At 68.5% G+C, this 17,452-nt stretch carries 16 protein-coding genes; 14 read left to right on the forward strand and 2 right to left on the reverse strand.

The window, feature by feature from the left end:
• Positions 1-1,377 (reverse strand): M56 family metallopeptidase (locus tag J7J50_RS17050; protein WP_215097519.1); only part of this gene is annotated, 1,377 nt, incomplete at its 3' end.
• A 1-nt stretch (position 1,378) separates the two neighbouring features.
• A complete protein-coding gene (locus J7J50_RS17055; protein ID WP_215055999.1) occupies positions 1,379-1,765 on the reverse strand; it encodes a BlaI/MecI/CopY family transcriptional regulator in 387 nt (128 codons plus the stop codon).
• Between the two features lie 583 nt (positions 1,766-2,348).
• Here J7J50_RS17055 and J7J50_RS17060 point away from each other — a divergent pair.
• The 14 genes from J7J50_RS17060 (at position 2,349) to J7J50_RS17125 (ending at position 17,451) form a co-directional block, all read left to right on the forward strand.
• Positions 2,349-3,443, forward strand: a complete 1,095-nt coding sequence (locus J7J50_RS17060; protein ID WP_215056000.1) for a cation diffusion facilitator family transporter — start codon at positions 2,349-2,351, stop codon at positions 3,441-3,443.
• A 287-nt stretch (positions 3,444-3,730) separates the two neighbouring features.
• Positions 3,731-4,288: a ribosome recycling factor gene (gene frr / locus J7J50_RS17065; protein WP_215056001.1), complete on the forward strand. Its 558-nt coding sequence runs from the start codon at positions 3,731-3,733 to the stop codon at positions 4,286-4,288.
• Positions 4,289-4,481: 193 nt separating this feature from the next.
• Positions 4,482-5,249 carry a polyprenyl diphosphate synthase gene (gene uppS, locus J7J50_RS17070; RefSeq protein WP_215056002.1) on the forward strand — a complete coding sequence of 256 codons (768 nt, stop codon included), beginning with the start codon at positions 4,482-4,484 and terminating at the stop codon, positions 5,247-5,249.
• Positions 5,246-6,115, forward strand: a complete 870-nt coding sequence (locus J7J50_RS17075; RefSeq protein ID WP_215056003.1) for a phosphatidate cytidylyltransferase — start codon at positions 5,246-5,248, stop codon at positions 6,113-6,115. The genes uppS and J7J50_RS17075 overlap by 4 nt, the downstream gene beginning before the upstream one ends.
• A 193-nt stretch (positions 6,116-6,308) precedes the next feature.
• On the forward strand, positions 6,309-7,529 hold the full coding sequence (locus tag J7J50_RS17080) for a 1-deoxy-D-xylulose-5-phosphate reductoisomerase (protein ID WP_215056004.1): 1,221 nt from the start codon (positions 6,309-6,311) through the stop codon (positions 7,527-7,529).
• 7 nt (positions 7,530-7,536) lie between these two features.
• The gene (gene rseP / locus J7J50_RS17085) at positions 7,537-8,898 is read left to right on the forward strand and encodes an RIP metalloprotease RseP (protein WP_215056005.1); all 1,362 of its coding nucleotides are present in this window, start codon (positions 7,537-7,539) and stop codon (positions 8,896-8,898) included.
• 134 nt (positions 8,899-9,032) lie between these two features.
• Positions 9,033-11,504, forward strand: a complete 2,472-nt coding sequence (gene bamA / locus J7J50_RS17090; protein ID WP_215056006.1) for an outer membrane protein assembly factor BamA — start codon at positions 9,033-9,035, stop codon at positions 11,502-11,504.
• A 26-nt stretch (positions 11,505-11,530) separates the two neighbouring features.
• Positions 11,531-12,553, forward strand: a complete 1,023-nt coding sequence (gene lpxD, locus J7J50_RS17095) for a UDP-3-O-(3-hydroxymyristoyl)glucosamine N-acyltransferase (RefSeq protein ID WP_215056007.1) — start codon at positions 11,531-11,533, stop codon at positions 12,551-12,553.
• Positions 12,554-12,736: 183 nt separating this feature from the next.
• Positions 12,737-13,192 carry a 3-hydroxyacyl-ACP dehydratase FabZ gene (fabZ, locus tag J7J50_RS17100; protein WP_057943556.1) on the forward strand — a complete coding sequence of 152 codons (456 nt, stop codon included), beginning with the start codon at positions 12,737-12,739 and terminating at the stop codon, positions 13,190-13,192.
• Between the two features lie 4 nt (positions 13,193-13,196).
• Positions 13,197-13,979 carry an acyl-ACP--UDP-N-acetylglucosamine O-acyltransferase gene (gene lpxA / locus J7J50_RS17105; RefSeq protein ID WP_215056008.1) on the forward strand — a complete coding sequence of 261 codons (783 nt, stop codon included), beginning with the start codon at positions 13,197-13,199 and terminating at the stop codon, positions 13,977-13,979.
• 10 nt (positions 13,980-13,989) lie between these two features.
• Positions 13,990-14,478 (forward strand): hypothetical protein, encoded by a 489-nt coding sequence (locus J7J50_RS17110; protein WP_215056009.1) that lies wholly within the window; start codon positions 13,990-13,992, stop codon positions 14,476-14,478.
• Positions 14,475-15,704: a lipid-A-disaccharide synthase gene (gene lpxB / locus J7J50_RS17115; RefSeq protein ID WP_215056010.1), complete on the forward strand. Its 1,230-nt coding sequence runs from the start codon at positions 14,475-14,477 to the stop codon at positions 15,702-15,704. Before J7J50_RS17110 ends, lpxB begins: the two co-directional genes overlap by 4 nt.
• 81 nt (positions 15,705-15,785) lie before the next feature.
• Complete coding sequence (rnhB, locus tag J7J50_RS17120; protein ID WP_215056011.1) at positions 15,786-16,418, forward strand: ribonuclease HII; 633 nt, start codon at positions 15,786-15,788, stop codon at positions 16,416-16,418.
• A gap of 397 nt (positions 16,419-16,815) precedes the next feature.
• Positions 16,816-17,451, forward strand: coding sequence for a YkvA family protein (locus J7J50_RS17125; protein WP_215056012.1), 636 nt, complete (start codon positions 16,816-16,818; stop codon positions 17,449-17,451).
• The last annotated feature ends 1 nt before the right edge of the window (position 17,452 follow it).

A 17,452-nucleotide genomic window follows, 5' to 3' on the forward strand; every position in this document is an offset into this window, starting at 1 on the left:
GCGCTCGGCCTGGCGGCCCGCGCGTTCGGCGTCCCGGCCCGCCTGCTCGGCTTCGCGTCCGGCCTGCTCGGCCTCGCGCATCGCCTTGGCGGCTTCGCGGGTCGCGCGCTCGGCGTCGATGCCGGCCTGCCTGGCATCGGCCATGCGCTGTTGCAGGCGCGCGCGGGTGGCCGGGTCGCGCACGGCTTCGTAGCGGCCGTCGTCGCCGACGCGGTAGTACTCGCCGCCCTTCACCGCCCAGGTTTCCGGCTTGCCGCCGCCTTTGAGTTCGGTGATGCGGGTTTCGCCGCCGCGCGAATCGGAATGGATCGACACGGTCTGCGATTGGGTTTTCGGCGCGCGCTCGCCGGCGGCGGCGGTCACGCGGTAAGGCACCAGCCCCAACAGCACCACGGCGGCGGTCAGGACCAGTCCTCCGATATGCGAGGACGAAGTCGCGTTCTGCAACATGGTCAATCTCCTCTTCAGAACGACATAAGTGGGCGACGCGCTGGCCACGCCGGCCGCGGGCCGCGGCGCGACGCCCAGGCGCAGCAGCAGACGGCCGTAGTCGTGCGCCGCGTAACGCCGGCTTTCGAGCACGGCGGCGTCGCAGGCGGCTTCGCGCGCGATCGAGTATTCGCGCGCGATGACGTGCGCGAGCGGATGAAAGAAGAACAGGTGCTGCACCATCGCCGGCACCCAGCCCCACCACAGATCGCGGCGGCGCACGTGGACCAGTTCGTGATGCAGGGCCATCGACAGCTCTTCGCTGTTCAACTGCTGCGCTCGCGCACCGGGGAGCAGCACGGCGGCCGGCCACGGGCCGATCAGCTGCGGCGAATGGATCTGCGCCGACAAGCGCAGCGGCGGCAGGCGGCGCAGGCCGAGGCTGTCGCCGAGCGCGCGATAGGCCCGCAGCACCTGCGCTTGTTCGCACGGCAGCGAGTCGGCGACGCGGCGGCGCGCGGCGGCATAGCCGCGCGCGCTGGCGATGCCGACCAGGACGAAACCCGACAGCCACAGCGCGGCGAACACCAGCGGCCACGACAACCAGTCCGCGCCGGCCATCTGTTCGCCGACGGCCGGCCCCGCGGCGAGATCGGCGCGGGTCACGAAATACGGCAGCTGCGCGGCCGACGACAACGGCGGCGCGGGCTGCGTCGTGAGCGCCGCGTCGTTCCACGAGGCCGGTAACAGCGGCAGGCTCAACGGCGTCGGCCACAGCGCGCCGAGCAGCAGTTGCAGCGCCGCGCACCACCACAGCCAGCAGCGCATCGCCGCGCTCAGGCGCAGGTAGCGGCACAGCACCCACACCGCCGCGACCACCAGCACCGATTGCAATCCGGCCGCGACCAGGCGCGGCAACAGGGTCTCGCCAATCCAGTCCAGACTCATCTCAGTTCTCCTTGCGGCGCGACTGCAGATCGGCGACCAGGCTTTCCAGTTCAGCCAGTTCGTCGTCGCTGACCTGCGCGCGTTGCGACATCCAGGCCACGAACGGCGAGACCGAGCCTTGCAGCGTGTTGGCGACGAACTTGGCCACGGCCGAGCGCATCACGTCGTCGGGTTCGGTCGCGGTGGAATAGCGGTACACCCCGCCGGCCTTGCGCCGGCGCAGATAGGACTTGGCGCGCAGGCGCTCCATCATGGTCAGCACGGTCGAACGCGCCAGCCCGCGCGGCTCGCCGTAGCCGGCGGCGACGTCGCCGACCGAGGCCTCGCCCTGTTCGGAGAGGTATTGCAGCAGCGCCAGTTCCTGGTCGCCGATGGATTTCTGGGTCATGGCCGCTCCTTGACTACAGCTGTAGCCAAGGGTGCGTGTGACTACAGGCGTAGTCAAGCGTGCAGGAAGTCATAGGCCGGGTCCCGAGAGGCGCAGACAGGTATCGATGTCGGGGCGGCGGAAAAGGTTTAAGGAACGGCGGCTATCGATGGTGGACCGGGGCTCGGGCGGCCTCGGTGCGGATGCTTGCGGGCGGCGCCTCACGGCGGGCTCGCCGATGCGAAGGCGGCATCGCTTCGCGCGGTGCATTCCACGGCAGCATCGCGACAGCTTGCGATGTTCGCGCACGGCAATGCACTCGCGCCACCGAACGGCGCTCGCGAACGATCTCGACTACGCTGCGCGGCCGCGGGGTTGCCATCGATGCCACGCGATCGAAGCGCTCGCGCGACTCGCATCGCGATGCGCCTGTCGCCGCGCGACGCGGCAATGAAATGTTATGCCGTACCAACGCCGCGCCGCCGCATCGATCAATCCGCAAACCCCGAAGGAAAAGCCCGATCTGCGACGCGAGGCGCGCTTAACCGCCGCCGCCGCGGCGCTGTAATAGTGTTCACGACGGCGGCCGTGACAGCATGTGCGCATGCACTCGCACAACCACCACGGTCATCACCACGGCCTCAGCGGCACCCGCGCGTTCGCTGCGGTGACCTTGATCAATCTCGCCTACACCGCGCTGGAAGCCGGCTACGGCTTCATGACCAATTCGCTGGCGCTGCTGTCGGACGCGCTGCACAACTTCGGCGACGTGCTCGGCCTGGGCCTGGCCTGGGGCGCGGCGGCGCTGGCCAAGCGCGCGCCGACCGATCGGCACACCTACGGCTGGCGCCGCGCGACCTTGCTCTCGCCGCTGGCCAACTCGCTGCTGCTGGTCGGCTTCTCCGGCGCGCTGGGCTGGGAGGCGATCCGCCGTTTCAGCGCGCCGCCGGAGATCCCCGCGTTGCCGGTGATCATCGTCGCCGCGCTCGGCATCGCGGTGAATCTGGGCGCCGCATGGCTGGTGCGCGACGGTCACGATCACGATCTCAACCGCCGCGGCGCGTTCCTGCACCTGATGGCCGACGCCGCGGTGTCGCTGGCGGCGGTACTGGCCGGCGCCGGCATGTGGCTGACCGGCTGGGAATGGCTGGACCCGGCGATCGCGCTGCTGATCGGCGTGGTGGTCGCGGTCGGCGCGTTCGGGCTGCTGCGCGAGGCGTTCAACGCGGCGATGGACGCGGTGCCGCGCGGGGTCGATCGCGGCGAAGTCGAAGCGCTGCTGCGCGGGCAACCCGGAGTGATCGCGATCCATCATCTGCACATCTGGTCGCTGGGCGCCGGCGAGATCGCCATGACCGCGCATATCGTGCGGCCCGACGACAGCGACCACGACGCGTTCATCGATCGGCTCAATCGCGAACTCGACCGCCGCTTCGGCATCAATCACCCGACCCTGCAGGTCGAGCACGGCCGCGCCTGCGAGCACGACCGCCACGATCGCGCGCCGCACGGCGATCGTGCGCATGCGGGCGGACATCGCCACGCTCACGATCACGGCGATCACAGCGATCACAGCGATCACAGCCACGACGATCACGATCACGGCGACCACGCCCACGGGCACGGCGCCGCCGACCGCACCGACGGCGACAAGGCCGACGCACCGGCGCACCCGCACGGCGCCACGCACCGGCATTGACCCGCGCGCCGGGGTCGCCATGCTGCAACGCAGCGAAACCGGCGACACTGATCGCCCCGCCCATCCGCGGCCGGCGAATTCGGCCGCGAACGCGCGCAAAACGTGACCGATGCCAGCGCAAACCCGGGCATCGGTCGATTCGCTCGATCCCGCCGCGGCACGCGCAAAACAGCGGCGATCGCGCGCGCGGCGGCGGTCGCGATGGGTCCGGGGCGCCGGTCGTCGTCCGCAAAACCCGCCCGAGCCCATATAATCCCGCGATTACCGCCACTGGAACGGAGCCGGCGATGCTCAATGAAATCAAGAAAGACGCACAGAACCGCATGGCCAAGAGCGTCGAAGCCTTTCGCCACGATCTGACCAAGATCCGCACCGGGCGCGCCTCCACTGCGCTGGTCGATCATCTGAAGGTCAACTACCACGGCTCCGAGATGCCGCTGGGCCAAGTCGCCAGCGTCCAGGTCAGCGATGCGCGCACGCTCACCATCACCCCGTGGGAAAGGCAGATCGTCGGCGCGGTCGAGAAGGCCATCCTCGCCTCCGACCTGGGCCTGACCCCCAACACCGCCGGCACCGTGATCCGCATCAACCTGCCGGCGCTGACCGAAGAACGCCGCAAGGAACTGACCAAGGTCGTCCACAGCCAGAGCGAGGACGCCAAGGTCGCGATCCGCAATATCCGCCGCGACGCCAACCATCAGGCCAAAGAGCTGCTCAAGGACAAGAAGGTCACCGAGGACGAGCTGCGCGGCTTCGAAGGCGATATCCAGAAGGTCACCGACAACGCGATCAAGGACGTGGACGGCGTGGTCAAGGCCAAGGAACAGGAACTGATGGCGGTCTGAACGCAGACCATCGCGGCGACCGGCGACCGGTTCACCCGTCGCAGCCGCGCTGAACTTCTGCGTATCGTGCAGGTCCACAACGGGCAGTGTCCCCGGCCGACTCGCCGACACCGCCGCGCCGCACGATGGACACCGCGGCTTCCACCCTCGTCCATCGCCCCATCCGTTGCCTGAGGTCCACATCATCGGCGCCATGCCTTCCGAGCCCGCCAACGCCGCGCCCGCACGCATCCCGCGCCATCTGGCCGTCATCATGGACGGCAACGGTCGCTGGGCCGAGCGCCGGCGCCGGCCGCGCATCATCGGCCACCGCGCCGGCGCGCGCGCGGTCAATGTCTGTATCGATTTCTGCATCAACCGCGGCATCCGCGCGCTGACCCTGTTCGCTTTCTCCAGCGAAAACTGGGGCCGGCCCGAGGACGAGGTCGGCGCGTTGATGAAGCTGTTCCTCAATGCGCTGGAACGCGAGGTCGAGGAGCTCGACCGCCGCGGCGTGCGCGTGCGCTTCATCGGCGAACGCGACCGTTTCGGAACAAAGATCGGCGAACGCATGGCCGCGGCCGAACGCCAGACCCAGGGCAACGACGTCCTGCATCTGAGCATCGCCGCCAGCTACGGCGGGCGCTGGGACATCGCCCAGGCCGCGCGCGGGCTGGCCCAGGACGTGGCCGCCGGCCTCCTGGACCCGAGCGATATCGACGAAACCCTGCTCGCCTCGCGCATGTCGCTGTCCGACCTGCCGGCGCCGGATCTTTTCATCCGCACCGGCGGCGACACCCGCATCAGCAATTTCCTGCTGTGGCAGCTGGCCTATACCGAACTGTGGTTCACCGAAGCGCTGTGGCCGGAAGTCGACGCCGGCCTGCTGCAGAACGCGCTGGACGATTTCGCCAGCCGCGAACGCCGCTTCGGCCTGACCGGGGCGCAGGTCGCGGCCCAGACCAACGAGATCGTTGAATGACCCGAACCCGCCTGCTTGCCGCGCTGGTCATGGCACCTGTCGCGATCTCGGCGATCTTGCTGCTGTCCACGCCGTGGATCACCGCGCTGGCCGCGGTGATCTTCCTGATCGGCTTGTGGGAGTGGTTCGATCTGGCCGAAATCGACGACACCTTGTCGCGCACCGTGCTGCTGGTCGTGCATGCGGCGCTGATGGTGGCGATCGTGTGGGCCTCGCGCACCGGCGGGCTCGGCGCGACGCAGGCGCCGATGGTGTTGTTCAAGATCGCCTCGCTGGTCGGCGTGATCTGGTGGCTGCTGGCGTTCCTGTGGCTGCAGCGCTTCAACTTCGCCAGCGATCACCGCACCTATGCGCGCATGTTCAAGCTCGCCGCCGCCGCACTGAGCGTGATCCCGGCCTGGGCCGCGCTGGTGTGGATTCATGCCGAAGGCCCGATCGGCCTGTGGGGGCTGCCCGACGGCCATTGGTGGCTGCTGACCGCCTTGGCGGTGGTGTGGGCGGCCGATTCGGGCGCGTATTTCGCCGGGCGCAAGTTCGGCATGCTCAAGCTGGCGCCGCGGGTCAGCCCGAACAAGACCGTCGAAGGCCTGATCGGCGGCGCGTTCGCCGGCGTCGCCGCCGGCGTGGGTTTCTCGCTGCTGGCCGGCGCGACCACCGACCAACTGCCGTGGGTGGCGCTGGTGTCCTTCGTCGCGGTGCTGTTCTCGGTGGTAGGCGATCTGTTCGAAAGCCTGCTCAAGCGCCATGTCGGGGTGAAGGATTCGGGCCATCTGATTCCCGGCCACGGCGGCATTCTCGACCGCATCGACGGCGTCCTCGCCGCGTTGCCGGTGTTCGCGCTGGGCAAGGCGATTTTCGGATTCTGATGATGAGTACGCGGGTCCGCCTGGTTGAAGCAAATCCCCCCTGCCCCCCTTTTTCAAAGGGGGGAACAGCCGATAGCGCCGGCGATACCGCGGCGTCGGCCGTTGCCGTTCCCCCCTTTGAAAAAGGGGGGCAGGGGGGATTCGCTCTTGTTGCCCCGCACATCGCCGCGCCCCGCGCGAGCGGAGCCTTCGCATGAGCGCCCCCGCCCACAAGGTCGCCGTGCTCGGCGCCACCGGTTCGATCGGCACCTCCGCGCTCGACGTGATCGCCCGCCACGGCGACAACCTGCGCGCCACGGTGCTCGCCGCCGGCGGCAAGGTCGATGCACTGCTCGCGCTGTGCGAGCGCCATCTCCCCGAACACGCGGTCATCGCCGACGAGGCCGGCTTCCCCGCCCTGCGCGAGGGTCTGCGCGAACGCGGCCTGGCCACCCAGGCGCATTGCGGCGACCAGGCATTGGTCGAACTGGTGTCCTCGGAGGTCTGCGACACGGTCGTGGCCGCGATCGTCGGCGCCGCCGGGCTGGCGTCCACCCTGGCCGCGGCCCGCGCCGGCAAGCGCCTGCTGCTGGCCAACAAGGAATCCCTGGTCCTGGCCGGCGAACTGCTGATGCAGGCCGCGCACGAGGCCGGCGCCTGCATCGTGCCGATCGACAGCGAGCACAACGCGATCTTCCAGTGCCTGCCCACCGCGCAGACCGGCGGCGAACGCGCCGATACCCGCGCCCACGCCGGTTTGAAGCGGATTCTGCTGACCGCCTCGGGCGGGCCGTTCCGCGGCCGTACACGTTCGGACCTGACCCAGGTCACACCCGAGCAGGCCGTCGCCCACCCGAAATGGTCCATGGGCCCGAAGATCTCCGTCGATTCGGCCACGCTCATGAACAAGGGCCTGGAAGTCATCGAGGCCCACCACCTGTTCGGCGTGGAAGGCCAGCGCATCGAGGTTCTGGTGCATCCGCAAAGCCTGGTGCATTCGCTGGTCGAATTCGTCGATGGCTCGACCCTGGCCCAACTGGGCCTGCCGGACATGCGCACCGCGCTGGCGGTGGGCTTCTCCTGGCCGCAGCGGATCGAATCCGGGGTGGCCGGACTGGACTTGCTGGCCCACGGCCGCCTGGATTTCGAACGTCCCGACCTGGAAGCCTTCCCCTGCCTGCGCCTGGCCTTCGAGGCTCTGGCCGCCGGCGGCACCGCTCCGGCGGTGCTCAACGCCGCCAACGAAGTGGCCGTTTCAGCCTTTCTTCAGCGGCGCGTGGGTTTCCTAGCCATACCCGCGCTGGTCGAGGACACTCTCGCCGCGCTCCCGCCCACCCCGGCCAGTTCGCTGGCGGCGTTGCGCGAGGCCGATACCCAGGCCCGACGCCATGCCGAGCAGGCGATCGGTCGCGCAGCCCAAGCCTACAGAGCCTGATACAGCCATGAGCGAAATCCTGGGCTCGTTGTGGTGGCTCATCATCAGCATCGGCGTGCTGGTGACCTTCCACGAATTCGGCCATTTCTGGGTCGCCCGCCGCTGCGGGGTGAAGGTGCTGCGCTTCTCGGTGGGCTTCGGCAAACCGCTGTACGAGCGCACCGGCAAGGACGGCACCGTCTACGCGATCGGCATGATCCCGCTCGGTGGCTACGTCAAGATGCTCGACGAGCGCGAGTACGAAATCACCGAGGCGCTGGCGCCGCAGGCCTTCAATCGCAAGCCGGTGTGGCAGCGCATCGCCATCGTCGCCGCCGGCCCGGTCGCCAACCTGATCCTGTGCGTGGCGTTCCTGTGGGGCATGTTCGTGATCGGCCGTCCGGACTTCGCGCCGGTGGTCGGCAGCGCCAGCGGCATCGCCGCCGAGTCCGGCCTGCGCCGCGGCGACACCCTGATGCAGATCGGCGACCGCCCCACTCCGACCTGGAGCGAGGTGCAGATGGCGCTGATTCCCTACGCCCTGGACCGCGAGGACGTGCAGGTCAAGGTGCGCACCGACAACGGCACCGAACTGAACCGCGAACTGCGGCTTTCGCGCCTGCCGGCGGCCTTCGACGAACGCCGCGCGGTCCAGGTCATCGGCCTGGGCGGGCGCCATGAACTGGTGCCGCCGGTGATCGGCCGGATCGAGCCGGGCACCGCGGCCTGGGGCGTGCTGGCCGAAGGCGACCGCATCACCGCCCTGGACGGCGAGCCGATCCCGAGCTGGAACGACCTGCCGCCGGCGGTGGCCCGCCTGGGCGAGCGCGGCGGCACGGCCATGATCGAGGTCGTCCGCAACGGCGACCGGCTGGCGCTGGAGATCGCGCCCAAGCGCATGGAGCGCGAAACCGGCGAGAAATTCTGGGGCCTGGGCGTCGCGACCGCGCCGCCGCAGCCGCCGCGCCGCGACGCGGTGCTGCGCTACGGCCCGATCCAGGCGCTGCCGGCGGCGCTGAGCGAAAGCGTGCATCAGGCCCGCGAGCTGTTCGCCATGATCGGCCGCGCGTTCACCGGCCGGGTCTCGCTGCAGAACACCGTGGCCGGCCCGGTGACCATCGGCCGCGCCGCCAACGCCTACGCCAGCAACGGCCCGGCCTGGTATCTGCAACTGCTGGCGATGCTGTCGCTCAGCCTGGGAATCCTGAACCTGCTGCCGATCCCGATCTTGGACGGCGGACACCTGCTGTATTACCTTATCGAGCTTGTCAAAGGCAGCCCGGTCAGCGAGCGCGTGATGGCGGCCGGGCATTTCGTCGGCCTGGCGTTGATCGCGAGCCTCATGGGCCTGGCGTTCTACAACGACATTTTGAACAACCTGGTGCGCTGATGCCGGCCTGACGCTCGATCGAACGCTTTAGCTCCACCTGGCCTGCTTCAAACCAGCCGCCCGAAACCTGCCGCCTTGACCCCCGCCAGCCCGCTCCGCGAGCGCTGGCAGACCAGCCCCCAACGGACGTAATGATGACGCGAATTCCTAATCGCCGCCTGCTCGCCCTCGCCCTTGCCACGGCAATGACCTCGGCCCCGGCGATTCCGGCGTTGGCGCAGTCCGCCGATCCGTTCGCCCTCAAAGGCGCGACCCCGAACACGCCCGGCCCGGGCTCGTTCACCGTCGGCGACATCCGCATCGACGGCCTGCAGCGCATCTCGGCCGGCACCGTCTTCACCTACCTGCCGATCGAGCGCGGCGACACGATGGACGCGGCCAAGGCCGGCGAAGCCATCCGCGCGCTGTACAAGACCGGCTTCTTCGAAGACGTGCAGCTCGACCGCCAGGACAACATCCTGGTGGTGACCGTGACCGAGCGTCCGGCCATCAACAAGCTCACTCTGAGCGGCAACAAGGACATCAAGTCCGAGGACCTGCTCAAGGGCCTGAAGGAAATCGGCCTGGCCGAAGGCGAAACCTTCGACCGCCTGGCGCTGGACAAGGTCACGCAGGACTTGGCGCGCCAGTACAACAACCGCGGCAAGTACAACGTCGAGATCACCCCGACCGTCGCCCGCCTGGATCGCAACCGCGTCGATATCACGATCAACGTCAAGGAAGGCAAGGCGGCCAAGATCCGCCACATCAACCTGATCGGCAACGACAAGTTCGAGCAGAAGGACATCCTCGACGGCTGGGAATCGCGCGAGCACAACTGGCTCAGCTGGTACCGCCGCGACGACCAGTACTCGCGCGAAAAGCTGTCGGGCGATCTGGAAAAGCTCAACTCGTATTACCTGGACCGCGGCTACGTCGATTTCAGCATCGACTCGACCCAGGTCTCGATCAGCCAGGACCGCCAGGACATGTTCCTGAGCGCCGGCCTGAGCGAAGGCGAGCAGTACAAGGTCTCCACCGTGGTGGTCACCGGCGACACGATCCTGCCCAAGGAGCAGGTCGAGAAGCTGGTCATCGTCAAGCCCGAACAGATCTTCTCGCGCCGCCTGCTGGAAATCAGCTCCGAGGCGATCACCGCCTCGCTGGGCAACGTCGGCTACGCCTTCGCCCAGGTCAATCCGATCCCGGACGTCAATCGCGAGAACAAGACCGTCGGCATCAACATGCAGGTGGTGCCGGGTCCGCGCGTCAACGTGCGCCGGGTCATCTTCAAGGGCAACACGCGCACCGGCGATGAAGTCCTGCGCCGCGAAATGCGCCAGTTCGAAGGCAGCTGGTACTCGCAGGCCGCGATCGACCGCTCCAAGATCCGCCTGCAGGGCCTGGGTTACTTCGAAACCGTCGACGTCGAGAGCAAGCCGGTTCCCGGCACCAGCGATCAGGTCGATGTGATCTACAACCTCAAGGAAACCACCTCGGGCAGCTTCGTGTTCGGCCTGGGTTATTCGCAGCTGGGCAAGCTGACCACGCAGGTGCAGCTGTCGCAGAACAACTTCCTCGGCAGCGGCAACCGCGTGTCGGTGCAGGCGCAGCGCAGCTACTACCAGGAGCGCTTCGACTTCTCCTACACCAACCCGTATTTCACCGACGACGGCGTGTCGCTGGGCTACAACCTGTCGTGGCGCAAGCTGGACTACTCCGACTTCAACACCGCGCAGTACTCGACCACCAACGGCACCGCGCAGGTCGTGCTGGGCGTGCCGCTGACCGAGACCGACTCGATCACCGGCCTGATCGGCATCGACAGCAACGAAATCATCGCCGGCTACGGCTACACGCCCAAGAGCATCGTCGATTACCTCGACGCGCTGGGTCACCGCACCTTCCACGCCTGGCGCGCGCAGATCGGCTGGGGCCGCAACAGCCTCAACCACGCGCTGACGCCGACCGCCGGCACCCAGCAGCGCCTGTGGCTGGAAGCGACCCTGCCCGGCTCGACCGTCGAGTACTACAAGCTCAACTACAGCTTCTCCAAGTTCTGGCCGCTGTCGCGCCACCTGGTGCTCAACACCCGCGCCGAACTGGGCTACGGCGACAGCTACGGCAAGGACGTCAGCCGCGTCATCGATCGCGACGGCCCGGACGGCCCGTTGCCGGCGGAAAGGATCACCGCCACCGGCCTGCCGTTCTTCGAAAACTTCTACGCCGGCGGCGTGCGCTCGGTGCGCGGCTTCACCGACAACACCCTGGGCCCGCGCGAAGCCGCGGTCGCGGGCAGCTACACCCAGCCGTTGGGCGGTTCGTTCAAGACCACCGGCTCGCTGGAAATGTACTTCCCGACCCTGCTCGACACTCCGGCGGCGCGCGTTTCGGCGTTCCTGGACTTCGGTAACGTCTACAAGGACTACGACGCCTTCGACGCCGGCGACCTGCGCGCTTCGGCCGGTATCGCGATGATGTGGCGCTCGCCGATGGGCCCGATCTCGATCAGCTACGCGTTCCCGTTCAAGAAGAAGGGCCCGATCTACAGCGCCGACGGCAAGACCCAGTTGGACCGCGGCGACGAGTTGGAGCGTCTGCAGTTCACCTTCGGCGGTACGTTCTGAGCGCGGCGGCCCAGCCGCACGGCCCGGTGGACGCGCCCGCCTATACCGCACGCGAATTGGCCGAGCGTTTCTCGCTCGGCCTGCACGGCGATGCCGATGCCCGCGTAAGCGGCGTCGGCACGCTCGCCAAGGCCGGTCCCGGCCAACTGGCCTTCCTCGCCAATCCCAAGTACCGCGCGCAACTGGCCGAAAGCCACGCGGGCGTGGTGGTCATGCGCGAGGACGACGCCGCCGCGCACGCCGGCACCGCCTTGATCGCGCGCGACCCCTACTCCGCCTTCGCCAAGATGTCGGCGCTGTTCGAGCCCAAGCCGGTGCGCGAGCCGGGCATCCACGCCCTGGCCGTCGTCGATCCCAGCGCGCAGGTCTCGGCCGATGCGCACATCGGCCCGTTCGTCAGCATCGGCGCGCGCAGCCGCGTCGAGGCCGGAGCGATGATCGGCCCGGGCTGCGTGATCGGCGAGGACTGCGTGGTCGGCGAAGGCTGCGAACTGATCGCGCGCGTGACCCTGGTGACCCGCGTGCGCCTGGGCCGGCGCGTGCTGATCCATCCCGGCGCGGTGCTCGGCGCGGACGGCTTTGGCCTGGCGATGGAAGCCGGCCGCTGGCTCAAGGTGCCGCAGCTGGGCGGGGTGTCGATCGGCGACGATTGCGAGATCGGCGCCAACACCTGCATCGACCGCGGCGCGATCGAGGACACCGTGCTGGAAGAGGACGTGCGCCTGGATAACCAGATCCAGATCGGCCACAACGTCCACATCGGCGCGCACAGCGCCATGGCCGGCTGCTCGGCCGCCGCCGGCAGCGCCCGCATCGGCCGCTACTGCCTGATCGGCGGCGGCGCCGGCGTGCTCGGCCACCTGGAGGTCTGCGACAAGGTCACCATCACCGCGATGAGCCTGGTCACCAGCTCGATCCGCGAGCCGGGCGAGTACTCCTCGGGCACCCCGCTGATGGACAATCGCAGCTGGCGCAAGAACGCCGCGCGTTTCAAGCAGCTCGACGCGATCGCGCGGCGCACGCGCGGCCGCGGGGGCGACGAGACCTGAGCGGCCGGCGGCCGGGCCCGGTCCCGGCCGTTTCCATACGGTGGCGCCACACCCGCGCGGGAAACTGCGGGACAATACACGCGAACACGCGCCACCCTCGATAGGCCGCGACGGACTGCGGATCGCAACGCAGGAGGCGACCGCCGTCGGCGCGACACAGATGGACACAGGACGAACACGAAGATGAGCCAGACCCTGCAACTCCCGCTCGACATTCCGGCGATCCAGAAGCTGTTGCCGCACCGCTATCCGTTTCTGCTGATCGACCGGGTGGTGGAGCTCGAGCCCAACAAGCGCGTGCTCGCCTACAAGAACGTGAGCTGCAACGAGCCCTTCTTCAACGGCCACTTTCCCGGCAACCCGGTCATGCCCGGCGTGCTGGTGGTCGAGGCGCTGGCCCAGGCCGGCGGCCTGCTGACCCAGATATCGCACGGCGGCGTTGCCGCCGGCCGTTCCTTCTACCTGGTCAAGATCGACGGCGCGCGCTTCTCGCGCATGGTCACCCCGGGCGACAAGCTGGAACTGGAAGTCACCCTCAAGCGCATGATCCGCAACATGGCCATGTACACGGGCGTTGCGCGCGTGGACGGCGAAATCGCCGCCTGCGCCGACATCATGTGCGCCGAGGCCAAGGACTGAACCGATGAGCGCGACCGTCCATCCCAGCGCTTACGTCGAGCCCGGCGCCAGACTCGCCGACGGCGTCGTGGTCGGCGCGTTCACCTACATCGGCGATGAGGTCGAAGTCGGCGAAGGCACCGTGTTCGGACCGCATTGCGTGGTCCACGGCCCGACCACGATCGGCCGCGACAACCGCTTCTACGCGCAGTGCGCGATCGGCGGCGATCCGCAGGACAAGAAATTCGCCGGCGAGCGCACTCAGTTGCACATCGGCGACGGCAACGTGTTCCGCGAGTTCGTCACCGTCAACCGCGGCACCGGCAACGGCGGCGGCATCACCCGCATCGGCGACGGCAACTGGCTGCTGGCCTACACGCATGTCGCCCACGACTGCGCGATCGGCAACCTGTGCGTGTTCTCGAACAACTCCACGCTGGCCGGCCATGTCACCGTCGAAGACCAGGTGATCATGAGCGGCTTCTCCGGCATCCATCAGTTCTGCCGCATCGGCGCGCACGCCTTCATCGGCATGGGCGCGCTGGTCAACGGCGACGTGCCGCCGTTCGTGATGGTCGCCCAGGACGGCTACGGCCGCCCGCGCGGCATCAACAGCGAAGGCCTCAAGCGCCGCGGCTTCGACGCCGAGCGCATCGGCGCGATCAAGCGCGCGTATCGCGCCTTGTACGTGTCCGGCGCGCCGCTGGAAGAAGCGCGGGTCAAGCTCGAAGACATGGCCGCGACCAGCGCCGATGTGCGCGCGTTGCTGGATTTCATCGGCAACGGCGAGCGGCCGCTGCTGCGCTGAAGCGGCCCCGATGACGACGGTCCATCGGTTGCGCATCGGACCGGCCGTCGTCGAATACGAAATCGGCGGCGTGGTCCATCGCAGCGAAGTCGCGGAGATTTTCATCGACGAGCGCTCGCTCGCCGACTGGCTCGGCATCGAGCGTCATCTGGGCAACAGCGGCAGCGACCTGGACCTGGACCATCCGCCGGCCCTGCGCCAGCACGGCCGGGCGATGTTTCTCGGCCTGGAGCCCGCATCCAATCGCAGCGGCCGCCACGTGCTGTACCGCTGTCACTGCGGCAGCGACTATTGCGGCGTGATTTCCTGCATGCTGGAATTCGACGGCGATCACGTCGCGTGGCGTGAGGTGGCGTTCGAAGACGACGCCGGCATCATGCCCGCTGCGTATGCTGTCGAACATCCGCACGCCCGCGCCTTCGCGCCGGACGCGCCGTTGCGATTCGTATTCGATCGCGCGCAGTATCTGGACGAATTGGAACGTCACTACGCCCAATGACGACGACCTCCCCGAGCACCGCGATAAACGAAATCTTCCCCGCCGCGCCTCCGCCGCCGCCGCGCTTCGCCCTGATCGCCGGCGAAGCTTCCGGCGACCTGCTCGGCGCGGGCCTGATCGAGGAACTCAAGCGCCGCTATCCGGGCGCGGAATTCGTCGGCATCGGCGGCGAACAAATGCGCGCGGCCGGCATGGATACCTGGTTCGACGCCACTGAACTTGCGGTGATGGGCCTGGCCGAAGTGCTCAAGCACCTGCCGCGCCTGCTGCGCCTGCGCCGCGACGTGCGCCAGCGCATCCTCGACTGGAAACCCGACGCCTTCATCGGCATCGACGCGCCCGACTTCAATCTCGGCGTGGAGCGCTGGCTCAAGCAACGCGGCGTGCGCACCGTGCACTACGTCAGCCCTTCGGTCTGGGCCTGGCGCAGGAAGCGCGCGCAGAAGATCGGCCGCAGCGCCGATCGCGTGTTGTGCCTGTTCCCGATGGAACCGCCGATCTACGCCGAATACGGCGTGGACGCGCGTTTCGTCGGCCATCCGCTGGCCGACGAGATGCCGATCCATCCCGATCGCGACGAAGCGCGGATGAACCTGGGCCTGGACGACGAAGCGCCGGTGCTGGCGATGCTGCCGGGCTCGCGCGTGGGCGAAATCGAAACCCTGGCCGGCGATTTTATCGCCGCCGCTTCGATCCTGCTCGGCGCCGAGCCCAAGCTCAACATCGTCGCGCCGATGGCCAACGCCAGCGCGCGCGCGGCGTTCGAGCGCGTACTCGCCGCCCATCCCGACGGCGAGCGCCTGCGCCGCGCCCTGCGCGTCGTCGACCGCGGCGCGCGCGCGGTGATGGTCGCCAGCAACGTGGTGCTGCTCGCTTCGGGCACGGCGACGCTGGAAGCGATGCTGGCCAAGCGGCCGATGGTGGTCGGCTACAAGATCGCGCCGCTGACTTACACCCTGGTCAAGCGCATGGGCATGCTCAAGGTCGATCACTACGCCCTGCCCAACGTGCTGGCCGGCGAGGTGGTGGTGCCCGAGCTGATGCAGCACGACTGCACGCCGGAGAACCTGGCCGGCGCGGTGCTGCGCTGGCTGCGCGATCCGGCCGCGAGCGCGGCGCTGCTGCCCAAGTTCCAGCGCATCCATCTGGAGCTCAAGCGCGACGCCTCGGCGCGCGCGGCCGATGCGATCGCCGAGTTGATCGCCGAACCCAGGCCCGCGGCCTGAGCCGGCCGTGGCGACCGTGAATCCGCCGTCGCGCCCGCGGCGGCATACACTGGCGCCGAACCCGCACCGAACGCCGTCACCGTGGACAGCCTGATCGCCCCCGCCCCCGCCCCGCCCCGGCCGCGCGCGAAGCCGCGCCTGATCGCCGGCGTGGACGAGGCCGGCCGCGGCCCGCTGGCCGGGCCGGTGTCGGTGGCGGCGGTGATCCTCAATCCGCGCCGCCGCATCGACGGCCTGGACGATTCGAAGAAACTCAGCGAACCCAAGCGCGAAGCGCTGTACGCGCTGATCGTCGAGCGCGCCGTGGCTTGGCGCATCGAGTTCGTCGAAGTCGAGGAGATCGACCGGGTCAACATTTTCCAGGCGACCATGCTCGGCATGCGCCGCGCCGTGCAGGCGCTGGCGCCGCAGGCGGAATTCGTGCGCGTGGACGGCAATCACCTGCCCAAGGGCCTGCCCTGCGGCGGCGAGGCGCTGATCGGCGGCGACGCGCTGGAGCCGTCGATCATGGCCGCCTCGATCCTGGCCAAGGTGGCGCGCGACCGGATGATGCGCAGCTTGCACGAAACCTTCCCGCATTACGGTTTCGACCAGCACAAGGGCTATTCCACGCCTTCGCACCTGGCCGCGCTGAACCAGCACGGGCCTTGCCCGCAGCATCGGCGCAGCTTCGCGCCGGTGCGCATGGCGCTGGAGACGTTGAGTTTGTTCTGAGGTTTTCCCTCTTGTTCCCGCGAATTTTTCACTCGTCATTCCCGCGAACGCGGGAATCCAGGGCCTTTCGTGCGAGAACGTTTGAGGTCGCTGGATTCCCGCGTTCGCGGGAATGACGATCTGGAAGGATTTCGCGGCAAACGAGCAACACGCCCCTCCACCGCGAACACGACAATACGCATGACCGCAACACGGTACGCAACGCAAAAGTTCCCCGCCGCGCCGTTCCCGGTCGGCTGAACGCGTAACCCGTGCCACAGGTCACAGCGACTTCATACCGGCGCGCTCACACTGGCCGCAGGCGCAAAGTTCGTTCATAGACCGCAACCGCTACGCGTCGCCACCGGCCCGCGACGCGCACCGCCCCCGCCTGATCCGGCCGGACGCGAGGTGTTCCATGCGTCTGCCTCATCCCACGCCCACGCCCGAACCGTTTCCGTTCGAACGCGAAAGCGCGCTGCCTCACTACGTTCAACCCGACGAGCCGGCGATGACGATCCGCCCAGCCGCGATCGCCGCCTTCGACGCGCTCGTTCACGAACTGCATCCCGACGCCGCGCGCGTGGACGCCACCCGCCTGCAGCGCCTGGCCGGCTGGCTGGCCTCGCTGCCGGCCAGCGAAGCGCGGCGCGCGATCGACGAGCGCCTGCAATGCCTGCAGGATCTGCGTTCGATGGTCGCCGACCCCGGCTGGGACTGCGAACCGGCCATGCGCCGGCGCCTGGATCAGCTGTTCGCCTACGTGGACAGCGACGACGACCTGATTCCCGACCGCGAGCCCTTGTTCGGTCTGCTCGACGACGTGCTGCTGATCGAGCTGACCTGGCCGGCGTTCGCGGCCGAGGCGGAGGACTTCCGCGATTTCTGCGCGTACCGGCGGATCGAGCATCCGGACGGCGATGTGACGCAGCAGCGCGCGGCCTGGGTTCGCGATCGCTTGGCCGAGTTGGCGTTGTTGCAGCATCACGCTCGGGTCAGCGATAGCCATTACGCCGATGGGCGCAGTCCGGAGGCGGTGTTTCGGGTGGCTTGAG

The sequence above is a fragment of the Lysobacter sp. ISL-50 genome (assembly GCF_018612875.1).
In the GTDB taxonomy this organism is placed as follows: domain Bacteria; phylum Pseudomonadota; class Gammaproteobacteria; order Xanthomonadales; family Xanthomonadaceae; genus Lysobacter.